Consider the following 24,096-nt stretch of genomic DNA (forward strand, 5'->3'; position numbering starts at 1 on the left):
TAAATTGGACTTAGGTAGCATTAAAACATGACCTCTAAACCTTTATACCCAACACAAGTTAAGATTTCATGGTAGAACACTTTTTTTTCTGTCCTTACTGCAATGCAGAAATATCAATGCTTTTGGACACTTCCATCAGGAAGCAGCAATATATAGAAGACTGCGAAGTCTGTTGCAACCCAATCGAACTTCGCTTTGAGTTTGAAGAAGGGGATTTGATTTATTTTGAAGCTATTTCAATAGAACAATAATGCTATTTGACATTCATACAAAACAAGAAGATGTGCTATTGAGCGTCAAGCACGAAATCAAAAGAGGAGCTTTAGATGCTAAGCATGCTTTTAGATTTGTGGTATTAGGCACTAGCAATCAAAATGATATCAGTCAAAGATATGTGGTCCTTCGCAAGGTAGATCAAAATTTAAATTTATACATCTACACAGATCTTAGAAGCGAAAAAGTGAAGCAAATCAAGCACAATCCTCAAGTCTCACTCCTGTGCTATCACCCACAGAAACGCGTACAAGTAAGAATCAAAGGTGAGGCTGAACTCCACTACCAAAACGAATTGTCAAAAGAGCTTTGGAGGCATGTACAAGGAGATGCAAAGAAAGCTTACAACTCCAAACTTGCGCCAGGAACCATCATCCAAGCACCAGAGGAAGCCCATAGTTGGCCAGAAGATCTGACCAATCCTGAGAACTTCTGCGTCATCAAAATCAAACCAAATAACATAGAGGTACTTCAGCTGAATGGATTACATCATATTCGTATCCAGTTTTCTAAAATTGAGGATCAATGGCAAGGCCAATGGCTCGTACCATAAAAATAAAAGCTTGCAGGGATTGCAAGCTTTTGAGTGGAGAATACCGGATTCGAACCGGTGGCCTTCCCGATGCCTATCGGGACGATCTAGCCAACTGAGCTATTTTCTCTGTTTTGGGAGAGTATAGATTCTAAAAGAAGCACACCTTTATAAAACAAAAAACCTAACCTTCCCAATTACAGAAAGTTAGGTTTTTAAATTGTGGAGAATACCGGATTCGAACCGGTGGCCTCTACACTGCCAGTGTAGCGCTCTAGCCAACTGAGCTAATCCCCCTTCTTTTTTATTTTTGAACTTTAATAGTCAGGTGGCCTTCCCGATGCCTATCGGGACGCTCTAGCCATCCCGATAACTATCGGGATAATCCCCCAAATCGGATTGCAAATATAGAAAGGGTTTCTATTAAGACAAACCTTTTTTATCAATCAGCAGAATAATTCACTCGAGTAAGAATACTTCTCCCTAATGTGACTTCATCTGTGTATTCTAATTCACCTCCAATCGGAATTCCTCTCGCGATGGTGCTTACTTTGACACCATATTCTTTGAGCTTCCGCGTGATATAGAATGACGTGGTATCTCCCTCCATAGTAGCTGGCAATGCTAGGATAACCTCATCGACTTTGTCCCCAGAAGAGACTTTAGCAACACGATTAATCAACGAATCTATTTTCAATTCATCAGGACCAATTCCTTGTATTGGAGAAATCACTCCACCCAATACATGGTACAATCCATTGTATTGAGACGTATTTTCGATGGCCAACACATCAGGAATTTCTTCCACTACACAGATCGTACTCTTATCTCTTCGCATACTTGTACAAATGCCACATACTTCTGTGTCAGAGATGTTGTGACATACGCTACAATATTTGATCTCAGTACGCATTTTCGTAATTGACTGAGACAAGGACTCGGTTACAGCTTCTTTTTGTTTGAGTAGGTGGAGGGCTAGTCGCAAGGCAGTTTTCTTGCCGATTCCAGGAAGTCGGCTTATCTCTGTTACTGCGTCTTCAATCAATTTAGAGGGGAAATTCACCTTATGAACAGTTTAGACAATGGCGGCTTGAATACCTGCATCTAATATAGCCTGACACATGGGCTTTAGCTTTTCTGTGCTTCCTTTTTTTACCGCACACTTCCCTTTATAATGGATGATAAGCGTGCATTGTTCCGCTTGCTCTTGCGTGTGCTTACAGACTTTGACTAGGATCTTTGCCACATGATCAAAAGTATTGACATCATCATTGAAAACAACAAGATCGTGCTCTTCCTTATCTATCAACTCTTCCAGTAAAACTTCAACCTCGTCTAATTCCGGTAGCGCTTGTGTTTCTCGATTCATTTTGCAAATTTAATTATTATGAACAATTTAGCATGCCATTTGCCAAACCTTCTATGGATTCAAATTTAGTTCTTATCGTCATAACATCATACTTTGGGTTGTTGTTTTTGATATCTTGGCTGACTTCTCGCAAAATTTCTCAAGACACATTTTTCACAGGTGACAGACAATCCCCTTGGTTTTTAGTGGCTTTCGGGATGATCGGAGCATCTCTCTCTGGCGTGACTTTCATATCTGTGCCTGGTGAAGTCGGCAATAGTAATTTCAATTATTTCCAAGTGGTCTTGGGCTATACTTTAGGCTATTTCGTCATCGCCAAAGTGCTCCTACCACTTTACTACCGACTGAATTTGGTTTCTATTTATAGCTACTTGGATGACCGATTTGGATTTTGGTCTTATAAAACTGGCGCTTTTTTCTTTATTCTATCACGAACTCTAGGCTCTTCCATCAGGGTTTTTCTCGTAGCAGGAGTGCTACAGCTTATCCTATTTGATCAATGGGGCATCCCTTTTTGGGTTTCTGTATTGATTACTGTTGGATTGATTTGGTTATATACTCACCGAGGTGGTATCAAAACTGTAGTTTGGACAGATACCTTGCAGACGCTTTTCATGCTCTTGGCAGTAGTGAGTAGCATTTATTTAATAGGCAAAGATTTGGGCTTAGAGAGCATCTCAGACTATGTTGGATCAGTCGTCTCTGACCAACGATCAGAAATATTCAATTGGGATTGGAAATCAGGTCAGAACTTCTTCAAGCAATTTATCTCTGGAGCATTTATCACTATCGTCATGACTGGCTTAGACCAAGATATGATGCAGAAAAATTTGACGTGTAGAAATATTGGTGATGCCCAGAAAAATATGTTTTGGTTCACCATTATCTTGGTGATAGTAAACCTGCTTTTCTTGTCCTTAGGTGTTTTGCTTTACCTTTATGCAGAGACCAATGGCATTGCTATTCCTAGCAGAACAGACGATCTATACCCACTCCTAGCTACAACAGAATTTGCGGCGATCGCAGGAATAATCTTTGTACTCGGAATCACAGCAGCAGCCTATTCAAGTGCCGATTCTACTTTGACTGCTTTGACCACCTCCTTCTGCTATGATTTTCTCGAAATAGAAAAAAAATACCCAAAAGATAGGCAGACCAAAGTCCGAAAAATAGTCCATTTAGCCTTTACCGCTTTAATGTTTCTTGTCATTCTGATGTTTAGGTGGATCAATGATCAAAGTGTCATCAATGCTGTATTCATCATCGCGGGTTATACCTATGGACCTCTATTGGGACTTTATGCTTTTGGGCTTTTTACAAAATTTCAAGTCCATGATAAGTATGTTCCTTACCTTTCCATCTGTGCACCTTTGATTACTTATGCTATCAGCAAAAACTCCGAGAAACTCCTTGGAGGTTATAAATTTGGCTTTGAGGCCTTGATCTTAAATGGCTTGCTGATGTTTATTGGACTTTACCTCTTGAGAAAAAGATGATCAGAGTTCTTGCCTCGCCAATAAGTCATTGATTCTTTTCAACCTATGAATATTGGATTCCAAAGTATTGCTAGAGCCATCCAAGTCTACCAAGATAGAAATCATCCCGTTACTTTTCTTCCCATTATCAGAATAGGCCGATACAGAAGGCGTGACAGAAATCAATTCTTGCACATCTACTTCATATAAATTGGCCAATTTGATAGCGTCTTCCATTTTAAGATTTGAACGCCCTTGCTCATATCTAGAATAAGCTGTATAATCTCTTTTCCCTAAATACTCAGCAATGTATTCCTGAGTATAACCTCTTAATACTCTATGCTTTCTAAGGTTCTCTGCGATGTGACTTTTTAGTTCTGTTTCCATACTCTTATTCATTTGAATACAGAGATTACAAAAAGCATACACATTTCTTAATTTTTGTTAAAATTTGTTGAAAAAAACTTTACTTAGTCATTAAAAACAGTAAAAAAAGCCATAAATCACCTATAATAGGTGGGTACTAGGATCCCAAAAATATTTTTCAAAATCCAAAATTTGGTCTTTCTCAATTGTTAGACCTTCTTCTTCTAGTAATTTTTGCATGAGATCAGGATTTTCGAAGTGGTGTTTACCTGTCAGTACCCCATTCCTATTGACTACTCTGTGGGCAGGCACTTCGGGATTGGCATGGGAAGCATTCATAGCATATCCAACCATTCTAGCGCCACTTTTCAAACCTAGATAATTTGCAATTGCTCCATATGATGTCACCCTGCCTCTGGGAATCAATTTGACAACTTCGTAGACCATATCGAAATAATTCTCTCCTTTATGCTTCATCCTCCAAGATTGATTTTTTGGTATTTGTAAGGCTTTGGCCAAATTAAGCCTTAATTTTAAAGGAGAAAAATAAAATAACTATATGGACAGAAATATAATTGTAACTGGTGCTGCTGGAAACTTAGGTAAATCAGTGGTCGAAAAATTCAAAAGGGAAGGCTATAAAATCATTGCTACCATTGAACCTGACTCGGGTGATGAAATCGAAGATGCAGATGATCTATACGAAGTAGATGTCACTGATGAAGTCGCTGCTCAAGCATTTGCCAAAGAATATCAACTTCAATATGGGGAAGTGGATTCCATTATACTGTTAGTTGGCGGTTACGCAGGTGGAGATATTGAAGCCACTACCATTGAGGATATACAAAAAATGATTAAGCTTAATTTTTTCTCAGCATTCAATATGGTCAAGTATTTTCTCCCCTTGATGAAAAAGGCCAATCAGGGAAGCTTTTTGTTTGTCGGTGCCAGACCTGCTTTACAGCCAGAAGATGGCAAAGAAGTTGTGGCATACGCTTTGAGTAAATCCATGGTGGTCAATCTTGCAGATTACGTGGCAGAAGAGTCCAAAGGCACAAAAATTAGATCTCATATTTTTGTACCAAGCATCATAGATACACCTCAAAACAGAGAGGGAATGCCAGATGCGGACTTTTCACAGTGGGTTCATCCTGATGAAATTGCTGAAGCCATGCACTACGCGATCAATAATCCCGATCTGCGAAATATGACCTTCAAATTATATGGAGGAGTCTAAATCAAATCAACAATGAAAAATCTAACCAGCTTACTCGTAATTTTATTCCTTGTCCTGGCACAGCAAACCATGGCTCAAACACAAAGAGAAAATAGAGATCTTCGAAATTTCTCCAGTATCAAAGTCGGCAATGCCATTGAAGCTGAACTCGTCAAAGGTGACAAAAACACCATCTCAATCATTGCCTCAGGGGTAGATTTGGACAAAGTAGAAACAAATGTTGCTGACAATTCACTGGAACTAAAACTGGGAAGAGGAAACTTCCGCTCAAGTTCTGTAAAGGTTACGATCACTTATGTAGACATTGACGAAATCCAAGCGAGCAGCAATGCTAAAGTTTTTGTCGCAGATCAATTGGCAGGCAGCAATGTATACCTTTTTGCCACATCAAATGCTTACATTGAAGCAGATGTGGATGCAAAAAACTTATTCATCGAAGCATCCACAAATGCCAAAATCGCTGTAAACGGAAAAGCAGAGAACTTAGACCTGAAGATCTTTACAAAAGCAGATGTAGATGGCAGAAAACTTACAGTCGACTCAGCGGAAGTAACTGCTAATACAGCTGCCAAAGCTGAGTTTACCGTAGTAGAATCTATCAAAGGCTCCGCGGCAACAGCTGCTATAGTCACCTACAAAGGAGATCCTAGAATGATCGATGTAAAAACCAATACCGGAGGAGATATCAAAAGAAAATGAAATTGAAAATAAGCCAAATATTCATTTTGTGTTTAATGCTATTCACTTTAGAAGCTGTCCAAGCACAAAGTAACGAAGATGAAGTTAGAAAAGTCATCGCTACGCTTTTTGAAGGAATGAAAAATAAAGACCAAAACTTAGTAGAAATGGTTTTTCATCCAGAAGCTATAATGCATACAACCATTGCTACAGCAGATGGAGCTACACTTGGAAGTAATTCGGTTCAAGATTTCATTAATAGAATAGCAACTACGCCAGCGAATACAATCCTAGACGAGCGAATTCTCGACTTTCAAATCAAAATAGATGGAAATATGGCTTCAGCTTGGACGCCATATGAATTCTATGTAAATGATAATTTCAGCCACTGTGGTGTGAATTCATTTTCACTGATAAAAGCTACAGAAGGCTGGAAAATCACCTATGTGATAGACACTCGAAACAAAGAAGGTTGTAAATAAAAAAAGGAGTTTTCAGCTCCTTTTTTTTATTTATCAATTTCTACTTAGATGATATAGATATCCTTTCTATAATAAGATATTCTGAATATACATATCTGTCCTAACAGCTAATCAAAGAATCATTTCGCTTGTGGTATGAAACTCATCAATTCTTTGGCTCCATCAAGCAAAGTAAGCTTATCCTTGGCCACTTTGAAATTTTTCGCTTGACTAAGTAAAGAAATGAATTGATCTTCCCCCCCTCCTTCACAAGCTTTTTTTGTCATTGCTCCTGGATCCAGATTCAATGATGTCCCATCAATCTCAAAATTCCCAGAGAAATTATTACAACCTGCAAAACCAGCAAGTTTGCCCCCATCCATAAAGTTGAGAAACGGAAGACCTGATGTGAATTTACTTGCATCCAAGCCTCCTCCCAAAATTGAAGACAAAACCCAGTTGTTCCCTGTAAGCAAACTCAATGGATTGAGATTACTGATGGAGCTACAAGATGAAAAGCTCAAAAACACGAATACGAGCAATATGCTATTAAATTTTTTCATGCTGTTCAAGTTAAAATGGTTAAGTATATCAGGAATATAGCATTAAATTCTGAGATTTATTATAATCCGATGCTTTTTTAATGGTTTTGTGAAGTAAATTAATAAGTATATCCGCTTTCGCGCAAGTAACCATATTTTATTACTCACACACCTTAAATTCAGCTGTTGTCGACCTTCGACGATTATTCGCTTGATCCTTTCGTTTTAATGAATTACTGGTGTCATTGCAGATAATCACATAAATTAAAATTTAAAACTCAAGTCAGGTTCAAATTCATTTTCAATGAATACAAACAGCTTGATTTGAAATTAAATCAATGTTTGGTATCATTTATCCAAATTTTCATTTGAATACCTATTATATTTTATTTAAAAAAAGAGAGAATAATTTTCATATCATCAATTAAAATCGTCGTATCTTATATATTTGGCAAAAATTTATTTTGACTTTTGAATAATTGTAATTAGAATTGTACTGTATTTAAAGCATCATGCAAATCGCTAACAAACATATCGGCAACCAAACATTCTCTGAAAAGGGTCTGGCTATGCCTTATTTTTTTGGCATGACTACAACTTTTACTACCACCATTACGGGGTAATCCCGTACGATCTACCTCATATTGCCCTATTTATTAGCGGACCAGCAATGGTTCGTTTCATCATCATATCAAATTCATTTGTACAAACTCGATTTTTATGAAAATCTTAAAATTTGGAGGCTCTTCAGTAGCCAATCAGGAAAGCATCAAAAAAGTCTTTGAAATCATCAAAGAAAGCAAAAAGAAGGATCAAATCGCAGTCGTTTTTTCTGCTTTCGGAGGTGTGACTGAGGTCTTATTACGCAGTGCCTCCAATGCAAAGCATGGTGATAAGTCTTTTGTAGAAGCAATCAAAAAACTGGAAGACCGTCATATTGAATTAGTCAGACAGCTTGTTCCCATTCACCTGCAATCAACGGTGCTGACCTTTGTCAAAGTTAGATTCAATGAATTGGAGGACTTATTCCATGGAATCTACCTGATCAAAGAATGTACGCCAAGAACGCTGGATTATGTAGCGAGCTTTGGAGAAAGACTATCTGCATTTATACTAGCAGAAGCACTCAAAGCAGAAGGGTTTGATGCTGAATATCTTGATGCTAGGGAGATCATCAGGACAAATGATCGATTTGGAAATGCCAAAGTAGACTTCCCCACAACCAACGACCTGATCCAAGATTACTTTCATCAGCATGAAGGTCTACAAATCATTACTGGCTTCGTGGCTTCTACTGCCAAAGGAGAGACTACCACGTTGGGAAGAAGTGGGTCTGATTATACTGCCGCAATTATAGCAGCTGCACTTCTTGCAGAAAGTTTGGAAATATGGACTGATGTCTCCGGTGTGTTGACTTCAGACCCAAGATTGGTTTACACAGCCTTTACCATTCCACAATTGAGCTATCATGAAGCGATGGAGCTTTCACATTTTGGTGCAAAAGTGATTTTCCCTTCGACCATGCAGCCCGCAATGAAAAAAGGGATTCCTATCTATATCAAAAACACTTTCGAACCCTCCAACCCTGGTACTTTAATCAATGGTGATGCACCAGCAGGAAAACTAATAAAAGGTATTTCTTCTATGTCAGACATCGCACTATTGAATATTCAAGGTGCGGGGATCTTAGATGTGATTGATGTCAACAGGAGAATCTTTGGGTCATTGTCAAGTGCCAATGTGAATGTGATTTTGATTTCGCAAGCATCATCTGAGCAGATCACTTGTCTTGCAATCAAGGCATCAGAGGTGGGTATAGCCAAAGAGGCTATTGAAAAGGAATTCTTCCATGAAATCAGAAATGGTGAAATAGATGTAGTTCACGTAATTTCTGACTTGGCTGTAGTAGCCGTAGTAGGGGAAAACATGAAGCAGAATCCAGGGGCAAGCGGGAGAATGTTCCAGGCTTTAGGGCAAAACAATGTCAATGTATATGCCATTGCTCAAGGTAGCTCGGAGCTTAATATTTCAGCAGTAGTCTCTAAAGCTGATCTTCAAAAAGCCCTCAATGCACTCCATGAAGCCTTTTTCCTCTCCGACAATAAAGTGCTTCACGTATTCCTTGTAGGGGTGGGATTGATCGGCCAAGCCTTGATCAAGATGATCGCCAACCAACAACAAAAACTTCAAAAAGAAAACCTCTTGGACATCCAAATTCACGGCATTGCCAATTCTAGGTTCATGGCATTTCATGAAGATGGTTTTGACTTGAAAAATTGCCCTTTGCCTGAAGAAGCCCCAGAGGCGAGCATCATGGATTTAGAAAAATTTATTTCGCAAATGGAATCTATGAATTTCTCCAACTCAGTTTTCGTCGATTGTACTGCTAGTCAGGACGTAGCTGATTTTTATGAAAGAATATTAGAAGCAAAAGTGGGCATCGTCACTCCGAATAAAAAAGCCAATTCAGGTTCTTTGGAAAAGTATAAAAATCTCAAAAAACTGGCTGGCAAGCGGGGGGTGAAATTCCTATACGAAACCAATGTTGCAGCAGGGCTACCTGTGATCAATACCCTTCAAGATTTGATGCTCAGCGGTGATAAAGTCTTGAAAATTGAAGCAGTATTAAGTGGCTCGATGAATTATATATTCAGCGAATTGGAAAACGGGGCACCTTTTTCAAATGTAGTAAGAAAAGCTAAAGACTTAGGCTACACAGAGCCTGACCCAAGAGATGATCTCAGTGGAATGGATGTAGCCAGAAAAATCCTGATTCTTGGTAGAGAAGCAGAGCAAGATTTGCATTTTGAAGATATCAACATACAGAGCATGGTGCCTGAAGACTGTTTGATTGCCGCTTCGGTTGAAGAGTTTTTCGACAAGCTTAAAGGGCATGATGAAGAATTTGCAAGACTCTTGGAACAAGCCAAAGAAAAGGGACAAAAATTACGCTTCATGGCTACACTAGAAAATGGTAAAGCCAAGGTTGGCTTACAATCACTTGATGCTACACATCCATTTTCCACGCTTAAAGGCAGTGACAACATGATTCTATTTACAACAGAGCGCTACCATGATTTCCCAATGATCATCAGAGGACCAGGAGCGGGTGCAGATGTCACAGCTGCTGGTGTATTTGCAGATGTAATCCGAATCGGAAACTATACAAGGTCATAAATTCGAGCACAGTGTAGAAAAAGAATAGGATCTTATGAAGAGGTTCTTTTTGACCACTAAAAAACAATGTTGAACAAATGAAAAAATCGATAAGAGCCTTTGCCCCTGCTACTGTTGCCAATGTTTCTTGTGGCTTTGATATTTTGGGTTTTGCAATTGACGAGCTAGGAGATCAGGTGGAAGTGAGCCTGAGAGAAACACCTGGATTGGAAGTAATTCACATTGCTGGAGATAATGGTAAATTACCTTACGAATCAGAAAAGAACACTTGCACAGTCGCCATTCAAGCCATGCTTCAAGCCCTGAACTATCAGGGAGGGATGGAAATATCTCTCTACAAAGGACTTCCTCTAGGTTCAGGAATGGGTTCATCAGCTGCAAGTGCAGCAGCTGCACTGGTGGCTGCAAATGCTTTGCTCGGTTATCCTTTTGATAAAAAATCCTTGGTCAACTTCGCAGTCGAGGCGGAACGAATCGCCTGTGGCGCTGCCCATGCAGATAATGTAGCACCTTCCCTCTTGGGAGGATTTGTCTTGATCAGAGACTATCATCCTCTCGATGTCATCAAGCTACCTGTCCCCAAAGGTCTATTCTGTACATTGCTCCACCCGCACCTTGAATTGAATACCGCTGACTCTAGATCTGTACTTCGAAAGCAGATTTCTCTCAAAGACGCTACTATACAATCAGGTAATATTGCTGGTCTGATATCAGGGCTATACCAAGCTGATTTTGGTTTGATCAGTAGGTCATTGAAAGATGTCATCGCTGAGCCAACCCGAGCTTTACTAATTCCAGGGTTTTATGAACTCAGGGAAGCAATCCAATCAATTGGTGCTTTGGGTTCGGGCATTTCGGGATCTGGCCCTACCATATTTGTACTTTCCCCATCAAGAAAAATTGCGGGAGAAGTGGAAAAGATCGGGAGAAAAGTTTACCAAAAAGTAGGACTTGAAGTAGACATTTACATTTCTGAAATCAATGACAAAGGCGCTTATGTCATCTAATCAAACAACAGTCATGAATTTTTACAGCACCAATAATCCCAAGCATCAAGTCAGTCTCAAAGAGGCTGTAATCAAAGGCTTAGCACCTGATCAAGGACTGTATATGCCTATCAAAATCCCCAAGTTATCTTCAGAATTTATTCAAAAACTGCCTGACTTGAGTTTCAAGGAAATTGGGTATGAAGTTATTGGGACTTTGTTTGAAGACCAATTAGCCCCATCACAAATCAAAGCTTTGGTTGACCATACTTTGGTTTTTGATGCTCCTTTGGTTGAAATTGAGGAAGGCACTTATAGCTTAGAGCTTTTCCATGGACCTACTCTGGCTTTCAAAGATTTTGGTGCTAGATTTTGCTCCAAACTAATGTCCATATTGATGGAAGGAACACCTCAGAAGGTGAAAGTATTGGTCGCTACCTCAGGAGATACTGGATCTGCTGTGGCCAATGGTTTTTATAAAACGCCAGGAGTGGAAGTCATCATCCTCTATCCCAAAGGCAAAGTAAGTGAATTGCAAGAAAAGCAATTCACCACTTTGGGAGAGAACATTACAGCACTGGAAGTCGATGGGGTTTTTGATGATTGTCAGCGCATGGTCAAGGACGCCTTTTTGGATCAAGCACTCAATGAAAAATTACTTTTAACATCAGCCAACTCAATCAATATAGCGAGATGGATTCCTCAATGCCTTTACTATTTCTACGCTTATTCCAGATTGCCAAAAACTAGCAAAAAGCTGGCAATAGCTGTCCCGAGTGGAAACTTTGGTAACCTGGGTGCAGGTATCCTAGCCGAAAGAATGGGACTTCCCATTGATACTTTCATTGCTTCCACCAATGTAAACAGGGTTGTTCCTGATTTTCTTCATGGCAATCAATTTCAGTCCAAGCCATCTATTGCTACCATCAGCAACAGTATGGATGTAGGTAATCCGAGCAACTTCTACAGGTTACTAGCCCTCTACGACAATGACGAGGCACTTTTCAGAGAAAAAGTAAAAGGCTTCTACTTTGATGATGCTGACACCGCAAAAGTAATGATCCAAACCTATCAACAAAGCGGCTATATCTTAGACCCTCATGGTGCAATAGGGTACCTAGGATTAAGAAACTTCAAAAAACAGCACCCAGATGAATACGTAGGTGTATTTTTGGAAACTGCCCATCCAGGGAAATTTAAAAATGTGGTAGAAGAAGTTTTAAACCTTAAACTTGAACTCCCAGAAAGACTTGAGCAATTTATGAAAGGCGAGAAAAAAACCATCGCTTTAAAAAATGACTATGCTGAATTTAGAAGATTTTTAGAAAGTAAAAATTAGCGAAAGTTCAATTGAGTGGAAAAATTAATAATACCTTTTCTGAATAGTTAAATATAAGTCAAGAAACAAACATCATCAAAATTAAGCATTCTATCCAAACACCCGACTCTAGCTTATATAGTGACCACCTTCCATCAGCGCATTTTGAACCACAATAAGTAGATTGATAGAAAAGGCTAGTGTATTATCTCTAAGAAAAACAGGTTCAGAAAATGTATGAATTTTCCCTTCCCCAAGAGAAACGATTTTGTCTTTGTATTCCTCACTAGCTATTTCTAATTTATCTTCAAAAAATGTAATAGGTAGAATTGCTTCTCGTTTGAGTAAGTCCAAGAGATACTTTTTTTCCTCACCAGTTAATAAGCACTTTTCTACTGATTTTACTTGAAATGGTATAATTTCTTCGTTTTCCAAAACTCGAATTACACGAGATACCATCCTTGAAGGAATATTGGATGAAACTTTCAAGTTAGTATAGCCTTTTGCTTGAAATAACTGACTTACAAAAAGATCCCTACTGTCATTCTGCCCAAAAGTGATTGAAGTAATGAAGGTCAAAAATAAAAGAATTTTGTATCTCAGCATCTTTGAATATAGTGATAAATATCTTAAAATCAAAAAGCATGTTCGAAAATGATTTCAATCAGGTATTAAAAAAACAAAAACCCTTCAAGATACTTCTCGAAGGGTTTTTTAATTTTATACTCGAACTCTTATTATGCAGGTAAAGTGTTTAGAACTTGTTGAAGAAGTTTATTTTTTCTCCTGCCTCCTCTGCACCTTTGCTGCCTTTGCGAGATGCTTCTATTTTCTTAAATATGCAGTGCTCTATTATCAGTAGCTGCCAAACATGCTTCTTTGAAAGCCTCAGTATAAGTAGGGTGGGCATGGGACATCCTTGCAATATCTTCTGCCGAAGCCCTGAATTCCATCGCGACAACTGCTTCAGCGATCATATCAGCTGTTCTTGGACCGATCATGTGTACACCTAAAATCTCATCCGTCTCTGCATCAGCAAGTACTTTGACCAAGCCATCGGTATCCATAGAAGCCCGAGCTCTACCAGATGCCATGAAAGGGAATTTACCCGCTTTGTATTTGATACCCTTTTCTTTCAATTGCTCCTCGGTATAGCCAACAGCAGCCACTTCTGGCCAAGTATATACTACTCCAGGAATCAATAGGTAATTGATATGTGGCTTTTGGCCTGCAATTACTTCTGCTACAAAAGTACCTTCTTCCTCAGCCTTGTGTGCAAGCATGGCACCCTTGACCACATCACCGATTGCAAAGATATTAGGAACATTGGTTCTCAAATGTTCATCAACTTCCACTTGACCTCGATCAGTGATTTTCACGCCCGCAGCTTCTGCATTGAGCCCATCGGTATAAGGTCTTCTACCTATAGACACGAGCACATAGTCACCTTTCAATTCTATGGTCTCTCCTTTAGCATTCTCAGCTTTCACTGTGACTTCTTTGCCTTTGTTCTCCACCTCCACAACTTTGTGTTTCAAGTAGAATTCAAAGCCAAGCTTTTTCAAAGACTTCTGCAATTCCTTGCCCATGGTCTTGTCCATCGTTGGGATTAGAGAATCCATGTATTCTACAACGGATACTTTTGCCCCCATCCTTCCGTAGACAGAACCCAATTCCATTCCGATCACACCACCGCCTATGACGATCATGTGCTTAGGAATTTCTTTAAGGTTCAGGGCTTCGGTAGAAGTGATGACTCTTTTCTTGTCCAACTTGATAAAAGGAAGTGTAGATGGCTTAGATCCTGTAGCGATGATGATATTTTTGCCTTCGATATTTTCAGAAGAGCCATCTTCCTTGGTCACTTTCACCGTGTTTTTATCCACAAATGATCCCAAACCATGATGCACATCGATTTTATTCTTTTTCATTAGGTATTGGATACCATCGACATTCTGTTTGACCACATCGTCTTTTCTACCAATCATCTGCTTCAAGTCTACCTTCAAGCTGCTGAGGTTGATGCCGTGGGTTTTAAAAGTATGTGCCGCATTGTGATAGTGCTCAGAAGAATCCAGCAATGCTTTGGAAGGGATACAACCTACATTGAGGCAAGTACCCCCCAATGTTGAATATTTCTCAACGATGGCTGTTTTCATTCCCAGTTGTGCCGCTCTGATGGCCGCAACATATCCTCCAGGTCCGGAGCCGATTACGATTACGTCGTACATAATTTTAGACATTAGATGTGAGACACAAGATTCAAGACTTGCGACTCCCCATATTTAAAACTTTATTTTATAGAAAAAGGTAAAGGGCTTTTCATCCCTCTACCTTCTAAATTCATCCTTTTTTAGACTCCAAACAACAACCTCGTCGGGTCTTCGAGAAGCTGCTTCACTCTTACCAGGAAGCTTACGGATTCTCTGCCGTCGATGATTCTGTGGTCATAAGAAAGTGCCAGATACATCATTGGGAGGATTTTGACTTCTCCGTTGACTGCCATCGGTCTCTCTACGATATTGTGCATGCCCAAGATGGCGGATTGTGGCGCATTGATGATCGGTGTAGACATCATAGAGCCGAATATACCTCCATTGGTCAATGTGAAGGTTCCTCCGGTCATTTCCTCAATAGACAATTTATTATCTCTGGCTTTGGTAGCCAATCTCACTACTTCTTTTTCGATCTCTTCAAAAGACATAGATTCTGCATTTCTGATTACAGGCACCACAAGTCCTTTTGGCGCAGAAACAGCAATAGAAATATCACAGAAGTCATTGTAGACGATTTCATTTCCATCAATTTGAGCATTAACAGCTGGCCACTCTTGTAGGGCTACACATACCGCCTTGGTGAAGAATGACATAAAGCCAAGGTTCACTCCATGCTTCTCTTTGAACTGATCCTTGAACTTCTTCCTCATCTCCATGATCGGCCCCATGTTCACTTCATTGAAAGTGGTCAACATGGCCGTCTCATTCTTCACTGCAACCAGTCTTCTGGAAACTGTTTTTCTCAGTGAGGTCATTTTCTCTCTTCTGCTATCCCTAGATCCTGATACTTTAGGCGCAGGAGCAGGAGCAGCACTAGCCTCAGAATTGCTTGCCGCAGGCTTAGAAGTAGTTTTAGGTGCTTCGGGAGCTTTTTTCTGAGCATTTTCAGCATCTTCTTTGGTGATTCTGCCATCTTTGCCTGTACCTTTTATGTCTTTGGCATCTATGCCTTTTTCTGCCAAAATCTTCGCAGCAGCCGGTGAAGCATGGCCTGTAGCATAAGTTTCTTTGTCAGAAGTAGCAGCACCACTTGGAGCAGAAGATGAAGATTCAGTAGCAGACGCTTCCTCAGCAGGAGCACCACCTTCGGTCACTTCGATCTTGCAGATCAAGCCACCGATTTCCAAAGTATCACCTTCTTGAGCAACATGTCTCAAGATACCATTGGCTTCGGCTGGCAATTCAAAAGTTGCCTTGTCAGAGTCCACTTCTGCGATGATCTCGTCCAATTCTACATAGTCGCCATCGGCTTTGAGCCAAGTGGCCAATGTCACCTCAGTGATGGACTCACCCACAGTAGGGACTATCATATCTTTTACCTCTCCAGTCTTACCTCCTGTAGATCCAGAAGATCTCTCTGAAGGTTTCTCTGATTTTTCGATTGTAGCACCTGCTTGACCATCGGTGTTGATCTCACAGATCACAGCGCCGATCTCTAGGGTATCACCTTCTCCTGCTTTGGTTTTCAATACACCCGCTGCTTCAGCAGTTAATTCAAAAGTTGCTTTATCAGATTCAAGTTCACAGATGACCTCGTCCATTTCTACATAGTCACCGTCTTTTTTGAACCACTGTCCAATTGTCACTTCCGTGATAGATTCCCCAACAGCAGGGACTTTAATTTCTAGGCTCATTATTTTTCTTTTTTTACCCCCAAGCGAATGATTTGCTTAAGGTTAATTTAACATGAATAAATTTAAATTAAACCTAAATCCCAGCTCAACTGGGACTAGGGGTTTTATGAAAGTTTTAATGCTTGTTTTACAATATTATTTTGCTCCTCCACGTGTACCTTGTTGTAACCTGTGGCTGGAGATGCACTCATCTTACGAGCGATTACATCCATTGGAAGATCTTTCCACATCATTCTCAAAATGTAGTTCCAATAACCCATGTTTTCAGGCTCTTCTTGCACCCATACTACTTCTGCTCCTTTGTAAGCTTTCAAGGCATCCATGATTTGCTTCTTAGGAAGTGGATGCAGCTGCTCTACTCTGATGATGGCTACATCTTTTACCTTTTCTTTCTCTCTGACTTCTTCTAGGTCATAGTAGATCTTTCCAGAACACAAGACAACTCGCTTCACATCTTTGGCTTTTACAGTCTGATCGAGGATGATTTCCCTAAATCTTCCAGAAGTAAATTCCTCAATTGGCGACATCACCTTTGGATGACGAAGCAGTGACTTTGGAGACATGACCACACAAGGCTTTCTAAACTCCCAAGCAACCTGTCTTCTTAGCAAGTGAAAAAAGTTAGAAGGCTCGGTGATGTTGGCCACCACCATATTATATTCAGCAGAAAGCTGTAAGAATCGCTCAGGTCTTGCATTGGAATGCTCAGGCCCTTGACCTTCATAGCCATGAGGCAGGAGCATTACTAATCCGTTCATTTTCTGCCATTTTGATTCACCAGAAGAGATGAACTGATCAATCATGGTCTGTGCACCATTGGCAAAATCCCCAAACTGTGCTTCCCAAATAGTCAATGAATGTGGATTGGCCATGGCATAACCATATTCGAATCCTAGCACAGCATATTCTGATAAGAGTGAGTTGTAGATAGAGAAAAGCCCCTTGCTATCCTTCATTTCCTTGAGGAAATTGTAAGGCTTATTAGTCGTGGAATCATGTACCACTGCGTGTCTATGTGAGAAAGTTCCTCTCTGCACATCTTGGCCAGTGATTCTTACAGTCTTCCCTTCCAAAAGCAATGAACCATAAGCCAGCAACTCTGCTGATGCCCAGTTCAATGACTTGGCATTAAAAAACATGTCCTTTCTCTGCTTCAATTGGATATCAATTTGCTTGATAGGTTTGAAGCCCTTAGGAACTTGGGTGATCGCTTCTGCTACTTTTTCGATTTGATCATTTGAGATGGCCGTCTCAGGAGATTGCTCAAAATCCTCAGGCTTGGACCTTCTCATCGATTGCCACTCTTGCTCAAATTTGGTAAACTGATATGGTAAAGGTTTTTCTTTGACCATATTCAATCTATCTTGAAGCAATTGCCTAAACTCAGCATCCATTTGCTTGGCAATCTTCGCATCCAAATCTCCTCTTTCGGTCAATCGCTTGACGTAGATTTCTCTTGGATTAGGGTGCTTTGAAATGATGTTGTATAGCTCTGGCTGAGTGAACTTAGGTTCGTCAGACTCATTATGACCATGACGTCTGTAGCAGACCATATCCACAAAAATATCTTTCTTGAACTTCTGACGGAATTCTGCGGCAAGTTTAGCCGCGAATACAACTGCCTCGGCATTGTCACCATTGACGTGAATTACTGGTGCATCGATGATCTTCGCGACATCTGTACAATAGATGGATGTTCTGGCATCATCAAAATCAGTCGTAAAACCTACTTGATTATTGATCACAAAATGAATAGTCCCACCAGTATTGTAGCCTTTCAGACCTGCCATCTGTGTCACTTCATATACGATGCCTTGTCCTGCTACAGCTGCATCACCATGGATCAAAATTGGGAGTGCTTTGGTAGAGTCTCCTTTGTGTTGAGCATCAATCTTTGCTCTGATAAAACCTTCCACTACGGGATTTACAGCTTCTAAGTGAGATGGATTTGGAGCAAGTTTTAAGTTTACTTTCTTATCATCTTGGGTGGTGATATCACTAGAATAGCCCATGTGGTACTTCACATCACCATCACCCATGGTCAGGTCAGGCTTGGCTGTTCCTTCGAATTCAGAAAAAATCTGCTCATAAGTTTTCCCCATGATATTGGCAAGCACATTGAGTCTGCCTCGGTGTGCCATACCGATCATCACTTCTTCTACACCTAGCTCAGCTCCCTTATTGATTACTGCATCCAAGAAAGGAATGGTACTTTCGCCACCTTCCAATGAAAAACGCTTCTGCCCGAGATACTTGGTGTGTAGGAAGTTTTCAAAAACTACTGCCTCATTTAGTTTGGAGAGGATTCTCTTTTTCTCTTCTGTCGGAGGATTGAACGCTAGGGCTTCCTTTTCAATTTTGGTTTTCAACCAATCCAACATCTCAGGATCTCTGATGTAGAGATACTCAAAACCCATCGGGCCTTCGTAGATGGTCTTCAATGACTCTACGATTTTGGAAAGCTTAGCAGCACCTATTCCAATTTCGTTACCAGCTTGAAATTCGGTATTGAGGTCATTTTGATCCAAACCAAAATCTTCTAGGTCGATCAGTGCCTTCCTGTCTCTTCTTTCTCTGACAGGGTTGGTCTTGGATCTTAAGTGCGCTCTCGATCTATGTGCATGAATCAAGGCCCTTACTTTGATTTCCTTCGGCAGTTGCTCCATATCCATGATGGTACCGCGTGTAGCAAGTGAGCCATTGGCTGCGGGTTGGCTGCTCGAAATATTGGTAACTTGCGCTCCACCGTTTTCATCTTCTCCATATTGGGTGATGGCAAATTCAAAACCATCAAAAAATGTCTTCCAACTTGGATCAACAGATTCGGGATTGTTCTTGTATGCTGCATATAGCTCATCTATGTAGGCTACATGTGCATTGGCGATATAGGAATATTTATCCATGATTGAGTTTTTGCTAACAACACAAAGGTACCTAGTTATGTTTGCTATTGAAAATCGTATATTCGTTTATCCAAATATATTTGATTATCTTATCAATAGACATTCAAAACATGATTCAGAATTTTCTCGAGAATCAAATAAACAGTATGCCGATAAGTAAAATTTTCTATGGATTGGCAGAATTAAACAAATTAAAATTAGGGAAAGAAGTAACTATAATGATTAGCGAGATATAGCTCTTTGGGTCATTGAAAAATAAAAAAGGCGCCAATCGGCGCCTTTTTAAAGTGTAAAATCAAAGATTAGTATCCATCATTTTGGACGAGGTTATTATTCACTTCAATCTCTTGAAGTGGTATTGGCCAAATCACTCTAAATTGTTCATTGGCAGGGAATAGCTCTCCTACAGTACCATATCGTAGCAAATCGGTATATCTATGACCTTCAAATGCAAACTCTAGTCTTCTCTGCTGAAGAATTTCAGTCAAGGCTGCCTCATTCGTCAATAAATCAGTAAGTAATAGACTGGATAGACCTGCTCTATTTCTGATGACATTAATATCGTCTATGATCTGCGTATTGGTCAACAAGCCAGTACCAGCAGCTCTAGCATTTGCTTCTGCTCTGATCATAAACATCTCTGCAAGTCTGATCAAAGGAACATTGTCATCATTGGTAGCCGATCTAAAGTATTTTACAACTCTTAGAACATTACCTTGTTGAAGTACAGAAGCGTTAAACCTAACATCTCCATTAGAACCTGCCGATTGGAAAAGGTTAAAGAAAGCTGGTCTCAAATAAAATTTCTGTCCTGCTGTAGCTGGATCTGAGGAAATAGCAAGAGTACTTTGGTCACCAGATACATTGGTGAAATTCAACTCAAGAATCATTTCATTATTTCCTTTGATTCTAAAGATATCAGCATAAGTAGATTGTAGCGTATAAACTCCCGAATTGATAACCTCAGAAGCTTTCTGAGCTGCCAAAGCATTATTGCCTTGCTGTAAATATACTCTTGCTAGCAAAGCTGTAGCTGCGAATCTTCTTGCTCTAAATGGAGCATTAGGTGTATTACCTATATTCTGCTCTGCAAATGTCAAATCATCAATGATAAATTGATACATTTCTTGAGAAGAAGCTCTTGGAGCAAAATTCAAGCTTTCTGTATCTGCGATGAAATCCTCAACGATAGGAACACCACCGAATACTCTGAGCATATCAAAGTACACGTAAGCCCTAAGGAATCTGGCTTCTGCAATTATAGCCAATCTCTGAGCATCAGAAATATTTTCAATATTCGGAGCTGAGAAGATTACAAAATTGGCATTTCTGATCACACTGTACATTGTCTGCCATGTACTTCTTATTTGGAGGTTAGAAGGATTTATTCTTCTAGAACTTACCTCTTGATCTGTTGTAAAAGTACCAGCATGAGCTAAATTATCTGTGTACACATCTTGATAATACAGATATCTTAATCCGTAATAGTTTCCACTTTGCATGGCATTGTACATACCTGCCAAGGCCAATTGTGCATTTCTATTAGTAGTAATTGCACCATCAACATCAATTTGGTTTACAGGCTCCTGTTCTAGTGTATCACAAGACACACCGACTAACAGCAGCAGGACAACCAAGTAGTTATATATATTAAATCTTTTCATATTGATTAAAATCCTATGTTAACACCAAATGTATAAGTTCTAGGCTGCGGGAAAGTGTAGAAATCTACACCAATTGTGGTATTAGAAGTTCCTGCAAAGTTCACCTCAGGATCAAAACCAGAATAGTTTGTGAATGTCAATAAGTTCTGTGCTTGTGCATAGAATCTTACACTTCTCAATTTCAACCTTTCGAGTGTTTGCTGTGGCAATCTATATCCAATAACCAAGTTCTTCACTCTTAAGTAAGATCCATCTTCGATAAATCTAGTGGTGTTTGATTGGTTATTTCTATTAGCAGACACATCCCAAGCAGCTCTTGGCACTTGACCATTACCAGGATTGTCTTCTGATCTCCATCTATTTTCTACAGTTGCTCTATTGTTGTCATCGAAGAAGTTAGCAAACATCCCTTCTTGGAAAGAACCAGCTGCATTCCAGATTTCATTTCCGTAAGAGAATTGCATGAAGATCTGAGCATCGAAACCCTTGTAGCTAAAGGTGTTGGTGAAACCACCAAAGAACTTTGGTTGAGCATTACCAATTACAGTGAAATCATCATCAGTAATAATTCCATCTCCATTGATATCTCTATAATTCATATCACCAGCTCTAATTCCAAAAGCTTGTCTAGAATCAGGGACATCTGCTTGAGTTGCAAATACACCGTCTGCAATTAGACCATAGAAAGTTCCTATTGGGAACCCTTCCCTCAATACTAAAGAGTTTCCACCAAAACCATAGAACACATCCTCTCCTTCATACAATTCAAGGATTTTGTTTCTATTGAAGGTCAAGTTCAAGTCAGTTCTCCAATTAAGTCCATTAGGTCTGTCAATGTTTACAGTAGACACTGTAAATTCCCAACCCTTATTCTCAACTGATCCAATATTTGATTGATAAGAACCATATCCATTTTGTGTAGGAATGGGTCTAGCAAAAAGTAAGTCAGTTGTTTTCTTGTAATAATAGTCCGCAACCAATGTCAATCGACCATTAAACAAGCCCATGTCAAGTCCAATATCAGTTTGAGCTGTATTTTCCCATTTCAAATCAGGGTTACCCAACTGAACTGGAACAATGGATGGAGAACCTAAGTAGTTTCCAGCACCAACTAAACCTCTCCATGAGAAATTACCAATCTCCTGATTACCGGTAAGACCAAATGACCCTCTCAATTTCAAATCAGAGAAAAGATCTAAATCGCTCATGAAAGCTTCTTCATTGATTCTCCAACCAGCAGAAACTGACGGGAAGTAACCCCATCTGTTGTTTGGACCAAACCTTGAAGACGCATCTGCTCTAAATGAAGAGCTAAACAAATACCTCTCTTTGAAACTGTAATTCACCCTACCAAAGTAGGATTCTAAGCCCCAGCCTACGAAGTTGTTAGACCCTTCATTTACCAAAGCTGCTGCTCCGATGTATCTGAATCTATCACCTGGGAACTGGATACCTCTTACAAAAGAAGATGAAATCAAGTTTTCTTCTCTATTGTGACCTGCTACAAGATTTAAGCTATGACCACCTTCAAATACTTTTGAATAGTCAATAAATGCTTCAGCAACCCATTTGATAGGGTTATTGGTAGAGAAAGATCCTGAGCCACCTTCTGCAGTTGAAGAAGAACCTGGATAGTTGTCAGGTGTATATCTTCTTTCAGAGAAGTTCAAAACATCAGCACCAACTCTAACATTGAAGTTCAAACCTTCGGTAACTTTATATTTGGCCAAAGCATTGGTGAAAATTCTAATGGATTGGTTTTCATCATCATTTTCTGTTCCCTCAGCTACAGGGTTGGAATAGAAGAATTGTGGTCTTGTATATGAACCATTTTCTTCAAATACTGGCCACAATGGTGAGGCGGCAAGTGAGTTTGCAAAAGGACCATTCAAAGTATTATCTGAAACGATCCTGTTTTGAACCGCTCTACTGATACCCGAGTTGAATGAAATTTCAAATCTGTCATTGATTTTATGATCTAGGTTGAACCTAGTTGACATCCTAGAATAACTTGAATTGATCACTGTACCTTGCTGGTCAAAGTAGTTACCTGAAATGTAGTACTTTGTCCTTTCATTACCTCCACTGATACTCAATTCATAATTTTGAATCGGAGCTGACCTAGTTACTTCTCTCACCCAATTGGTATTGACATCATCTCCATAAGGCAAGCCTCCATAATAGAAATCTAGGATCTCTTCATCAGAAATTTCAGAAGAAGGAACACCGAAGAAATCCTCTGAAAAGGCATCTTTGAACAAGTCCAAGTAGCCATCTCTATCCAAGAATCTTGGCTCATTCCACAATTGTTGTGTCCCGCCATATACATTCAAGTTTACCTGTGTTTTCTGATCTGCACCTCTTTTGGTAGTAATCAAAACCACACCATTGGCAGCTCTTGAGCCATAGATCGCAGCAGCAGCAGCATCTTTCAATACTTCCATAGACTCGATGTCATTTGGATTCAAGTCAGCTAAAGCATTCGATGACTGTCCACCAAAACCAAGCTGAGAAGGATCTCCCGTGGTCATTGGTACGCCATCTATTACAAATAAAGGCTGATTGGAAGCAGAAATAGAAGATGAACCTCTCACCCTAACAGAAATACCAGCACCCGGAGTACCAGCATTTTGAGTAATCTGTACACCTGCTATACGACCTTGCAAAGCTTGATCAATACCGAGCGCAGGTACGTCCTTGATGATAGCAGCATTCAACTGCCCAACAGAACCAGTCAATTCCTTTTTCTCCACACTTCCATAACCTACAACGACTACTTCACTCAAGGTTTTAGAGTCTAATTGTAGCGTGATGTCTATAGAAGACCTATTTCCTACAGCTGCTTCTTGAGAAAGAAATCCCACAAAGGAATAGACCAATGTCTCGTTCTCAGAAGCTTGGATGGAATACTTTCCATCGATATCGGTAATCGCACCTCTCGTGGTACCTTTGATACGAATATTCACTCCCGGCAAGGGAAGGTTATCTTCTGCCGAGATTACTGTACCTGTTACCTGTCGCTGCTGCGCCCAGACCTCCCCATGGAAGGAAAAAGCGAAAAGCGACAAAATGATTAGTAATACTTTTCTCATACAATAGTTGATTTATTTTTTTTTTAGCCTTCAAATATTGGGAAAATAGTTTACAATTCAAAAAAAAATAATAATCGTTATATTATTATAGTGAATGGGCTCTATTATAAAAT

The 24,096-nt window shown here is 39.8% G+C and carries 20 protein-coding genes and 1 tRNA gene; 9 read left to right on the forward strand and 12 right to left on the reverse strand.

Translation table 11 applies throughout. The annotated features are described in order from the left end of the window. The first annotated feature begins 68 nt into the window (after positions 1-68). Both BW935_RS14815 and BW935_RS14820 read left to right on the forward strand, forming a co-directional pair. Positions 69-251 (forward strand): CPXCG motif-containing cysteine-rich protein, encoded by a 183-nt coding sequence (locus BW935_RS14815; RefSeq protein WP_076502566.1) that lies wholly within the window; start codon positions 69-71, stop codon positions 249-251. Beyond that, positions 251-826 (forward strand): pyridoxamine 5'-phosphate oxidase family protein, encoded by a 576-nt coding sequence (locus BW935_RS14820; RefSeq protein WP_076502567.1) that lies wholly within the window; start codon positions 251-253, stop codon positions 824-826. The genes BW935_RS14815 and BW935_RS14820 overlap by 1 nt, the downstream gene beginning before the upstream one ends. 202 nt (positions 827-1,028) lie before the next feature. On the opposite strand, the gene BW935_RS14825 is transcribed toward BW935_RS14820, so the two are convergent. From BW935_RS14825 to BW935_RS14835, 3 genes are all read right to left on the reverse strand, one after another. Further along, a tRNA-Ala gene (locus tag BW935_RS14825) sits at positions 1,029-1,102 on the reverse strand. A gap of 145 nt (positions 1,103-1,247) precedes the next feature. Continuing rightward, positions 1,248-1,868 (reverse strand): recombination mediator RecR, encoded by a 621-nt coding sequence (gene recR, locus BW935_RS14830; RefSeq protein WP_076502568.1) that lies wholly within the window; start codon positions 1,866-1,868, stop codon positions 1,248-1,250. A gap of 12 nt (positions 1,869-1,880) precedes the next feature. Then, positions 1,881-2,174, reverse strand: a complete 294-nt coding sequence (locus BW935_RS14835) for an ATP-dependent Clp protease adaptor ClpS (protein WP_076502569.1) — start codon at positions 2,172-2,174, stop codon at positions 1,881-1,883. A gap of 53 nt (positions 2,175-2,227) precedes the next feature. On the opposite strand from BW935_RS14835, the gene BW935_RS14840 reads away from it, so the two are divergent. Continuing rightward, a complete protein-coding gene (locus tag BW935_RS14840; RefSeq protein WP_076502603.1) occupies positions 2,228-3,670 on the forward strand; it encodes a sodium:solute symporter in 1,443 nt (480 codons plus the stop codon). On the opposite strand, the gene BW935_RS14845 is transcribed toward BW935_RS14840, so the two are convergent. Further along, positions 3,671-4,036 carry a helix-turn-helix domain-containing protein gene (locus BW935_RS14845; RefSeq protein WP_076502570.1) on the reverse strand — a complete coding sequence of 122 codons (366 nt, stop codon included), beginning with the start codon at positions 4,034-4,036 and terminating at the stop codon, positions 3,671-3,673. A gap of 120 nt (positions 4,037-4,156) precedes the next feature. Further along, positions 4,157-4,492: an MGMT family protein gene (locus BW935_RS14850; protein WP_076502604.1), complete on the reverse strand. Its 336-nt coding sequence runs from the start codon at positions 4,490-4,492 to the stop codon at positions 4,157-4,159. Between the two features lie 82 nt (positions 4,493-4,574). Between BW935_RS14850 and BW935_RS14855 the strand changes: the two genes are divergently transcribed. The 3 genes from BW935_RS14855 to BW935_RS14865 are packed head-to-tail and all read left to right on the forward strand — an operon-like array spanning position 4,575 to position 6,412. Next, on the forward strand, positions 4,575-5,252 hold the full coding sequence (locus tag BW935_RS14855) for an SDR family NAD(P)-dependent oxidoreductase (RefSeq protein WP_076502571.1): 678 nt from the start codon (positions 4,575-4,577) through the stop codon (positions 5,250-5,252). A gap of 12 nt (positions 5,253-5,264) precedes the next feature. Next, entirely contained in the window at positions 5,265-5,951 is a 687-nt protein-coding gene (locus tag BW935_RS14860) for a head GIN domain-containing protein (protein ID WP_076502572.1), read from the forward strand. 35 nt (positions 5,952-5,986) lie between these two features. Beyond that, positions 5,987-6,412 (forward strand): nuclear transport factor 2 family protein, encoded by a 426-nt coding sequence (locus BW935_RS14865; protein ID WP_076502573.1) that lies wholly within the window; start codon positions 5,987-5,989, stop codon positions 6,410-6,412. Between the two features lie 119 nt (positions 6,413-6,531). Here the strand turns inward: BW935_RS14865 and BW935_RS14870 are convergent, their stop codons facing one another. Then, a complete protein-coding gene (locus BW935_RS14870) occupies positions 6,532-6,954 on the reverse strand; it encodes an META domain-containing protein (RefSeq protein WP_076502574.1) in 423 nt (140 codons plus the stop codon). Positions 6,955-7,653: 699 nt separating this feature from the next. Between BW935_RS14870 and thrA the strand changes: the two genes are divergently transcribed. The 3 genes from thrA (at position 7,654) to thrC (ending at position 12,435) form a co-directional block, all read left to right on the forward strand. Beyond that, entirely contained in the window at positions 7,654-10,110 is a 2,457-nt protein-coding gene (thrA, locus tag BW935_RS14875; protein WP_076502575.1) for a bifunctional aspartate kinase/homoserine dehydrogenase I, read from the forward strand. A gap of 77 nt (positions 10,111-10,187) precedes the next feature. Then, positions 10,188-11,117, forward strand: a complete 930-nt coding sequence (locus tag BW935_RS14880) for a homoserine kinase (RefSeq protein WP_076502576.1) — start codon at positions 10,188-10,190, stop codon at positions 11,115-11,117. A gap of 13 nt (positions 11,118-11,130) precedes the next feature. Continuing rightward, a complete protein-coding gene (thrC, locus tag BW935_RS14885) occupies positions 11,131-12,435 on the forward strand; it encodes a threonine synthase (protein WP_076502605.1) in 1,305 nt (434 codons plus the stop codon). Positions 12,436-12,543: 108 nt separating this feature from the next. On the opposite strand, the gene BW935_RS14890 is transcribed toward thrC, so the two are convergent. The 6 genes from BW935_RS14890 to BW935_RS14915 form a co-directional block, all read right to left on the reverse strand. Continuing rightward, positions 12,544-13,020 carry a hypothetical protein gene (locus tag BW935_RS14890; protein ID WP_076502577.1) on the reverse strand — a complete coding sequence of 159 codons (477 nt, stop codon included), beginning with the start codon at positions 13,018-13,020 and terminating at the stop codon, positions 12,544-12,546. A 227-nt stretch (positions 13,021-13,247) separates the two neighbouring features. Further along, on the reverse strand, positions 13,248-14,645 hold the full coding sequence (gene lpdA / locus BW935_RS14895) for a dihydrolipoyl dehydrogenase (RefSeq protein WP_076502578.1): 1,398 nt from the start codon (positions 14,643-14,645) through the stop codon (positions 13,248-13,250). A 122-nt stretch (positions 14,646-14,767) separates the two neighbouring features. After that, positions 14,768-16,324: a 2-oxoglutarate dehydrogenase complex dihydrolipoyllysine-residue succinyltransferase gene (gene odhB, locus BW935_RS14900; protein WP_076502579.1), complete on the reverse strand. Its 1,557-nt coding sequence runs from the start codon at positions 16,322-16,324 to the stop codon at positions 14,768-14,770. Positions 16,325-16,428: 104 nt separating this feature from the next. Then, complete coding sequence (locus tag BW935_RS14905) at positions 16,429-19,227, reverse strand: 2-oxoglutarate dehydrogenase E1 component (protein ID WP_076502580.1); 2,799 nt, start codon at positions 19,225-19,227, stop codon at positions 16,429-16,431. A gap of 302 nt (positions 19,228-19,529) precedes the next feature. Further along, on the reverse strand, positions 19,530-20,891 hold the full coding sequence (locus BW935_RS14910; protein WP_076502581.1) for a RagB/SusD family nutrient uptake outer membrane protein: 1,362 nt from the start codon (positions 20,889-20,891) through the stop codon (positions 19,530-19,532). A gap of 5 nt (positions 20,892-20,896) precedes the next feature. Continuing rightward, the gene (locus BW935_RS14915; protein ID WP_076502582.1) at positions 20,897-23,983 is read right to left on the reverse strand and encodes a SusC/RagA family TonB-linked outer membrane protein; all 3,087 of its coding nucleotides are present in this window, start codon (positions 23,981-23,983) and stop codon (positions 20,897-20,899) included. Positions 23,984-24,096: the final 113 nt, after the last annotated feature.

This window comes from Belliella pelovolcani (assembly GCF_900156785.1).
GTDB classification, from domain to species: Bacteria; Bacteroidota; Bacteroidia; order Cytophagales; family Cyclobacteriaceae; genus Belliella; species Belliella pelovolcani.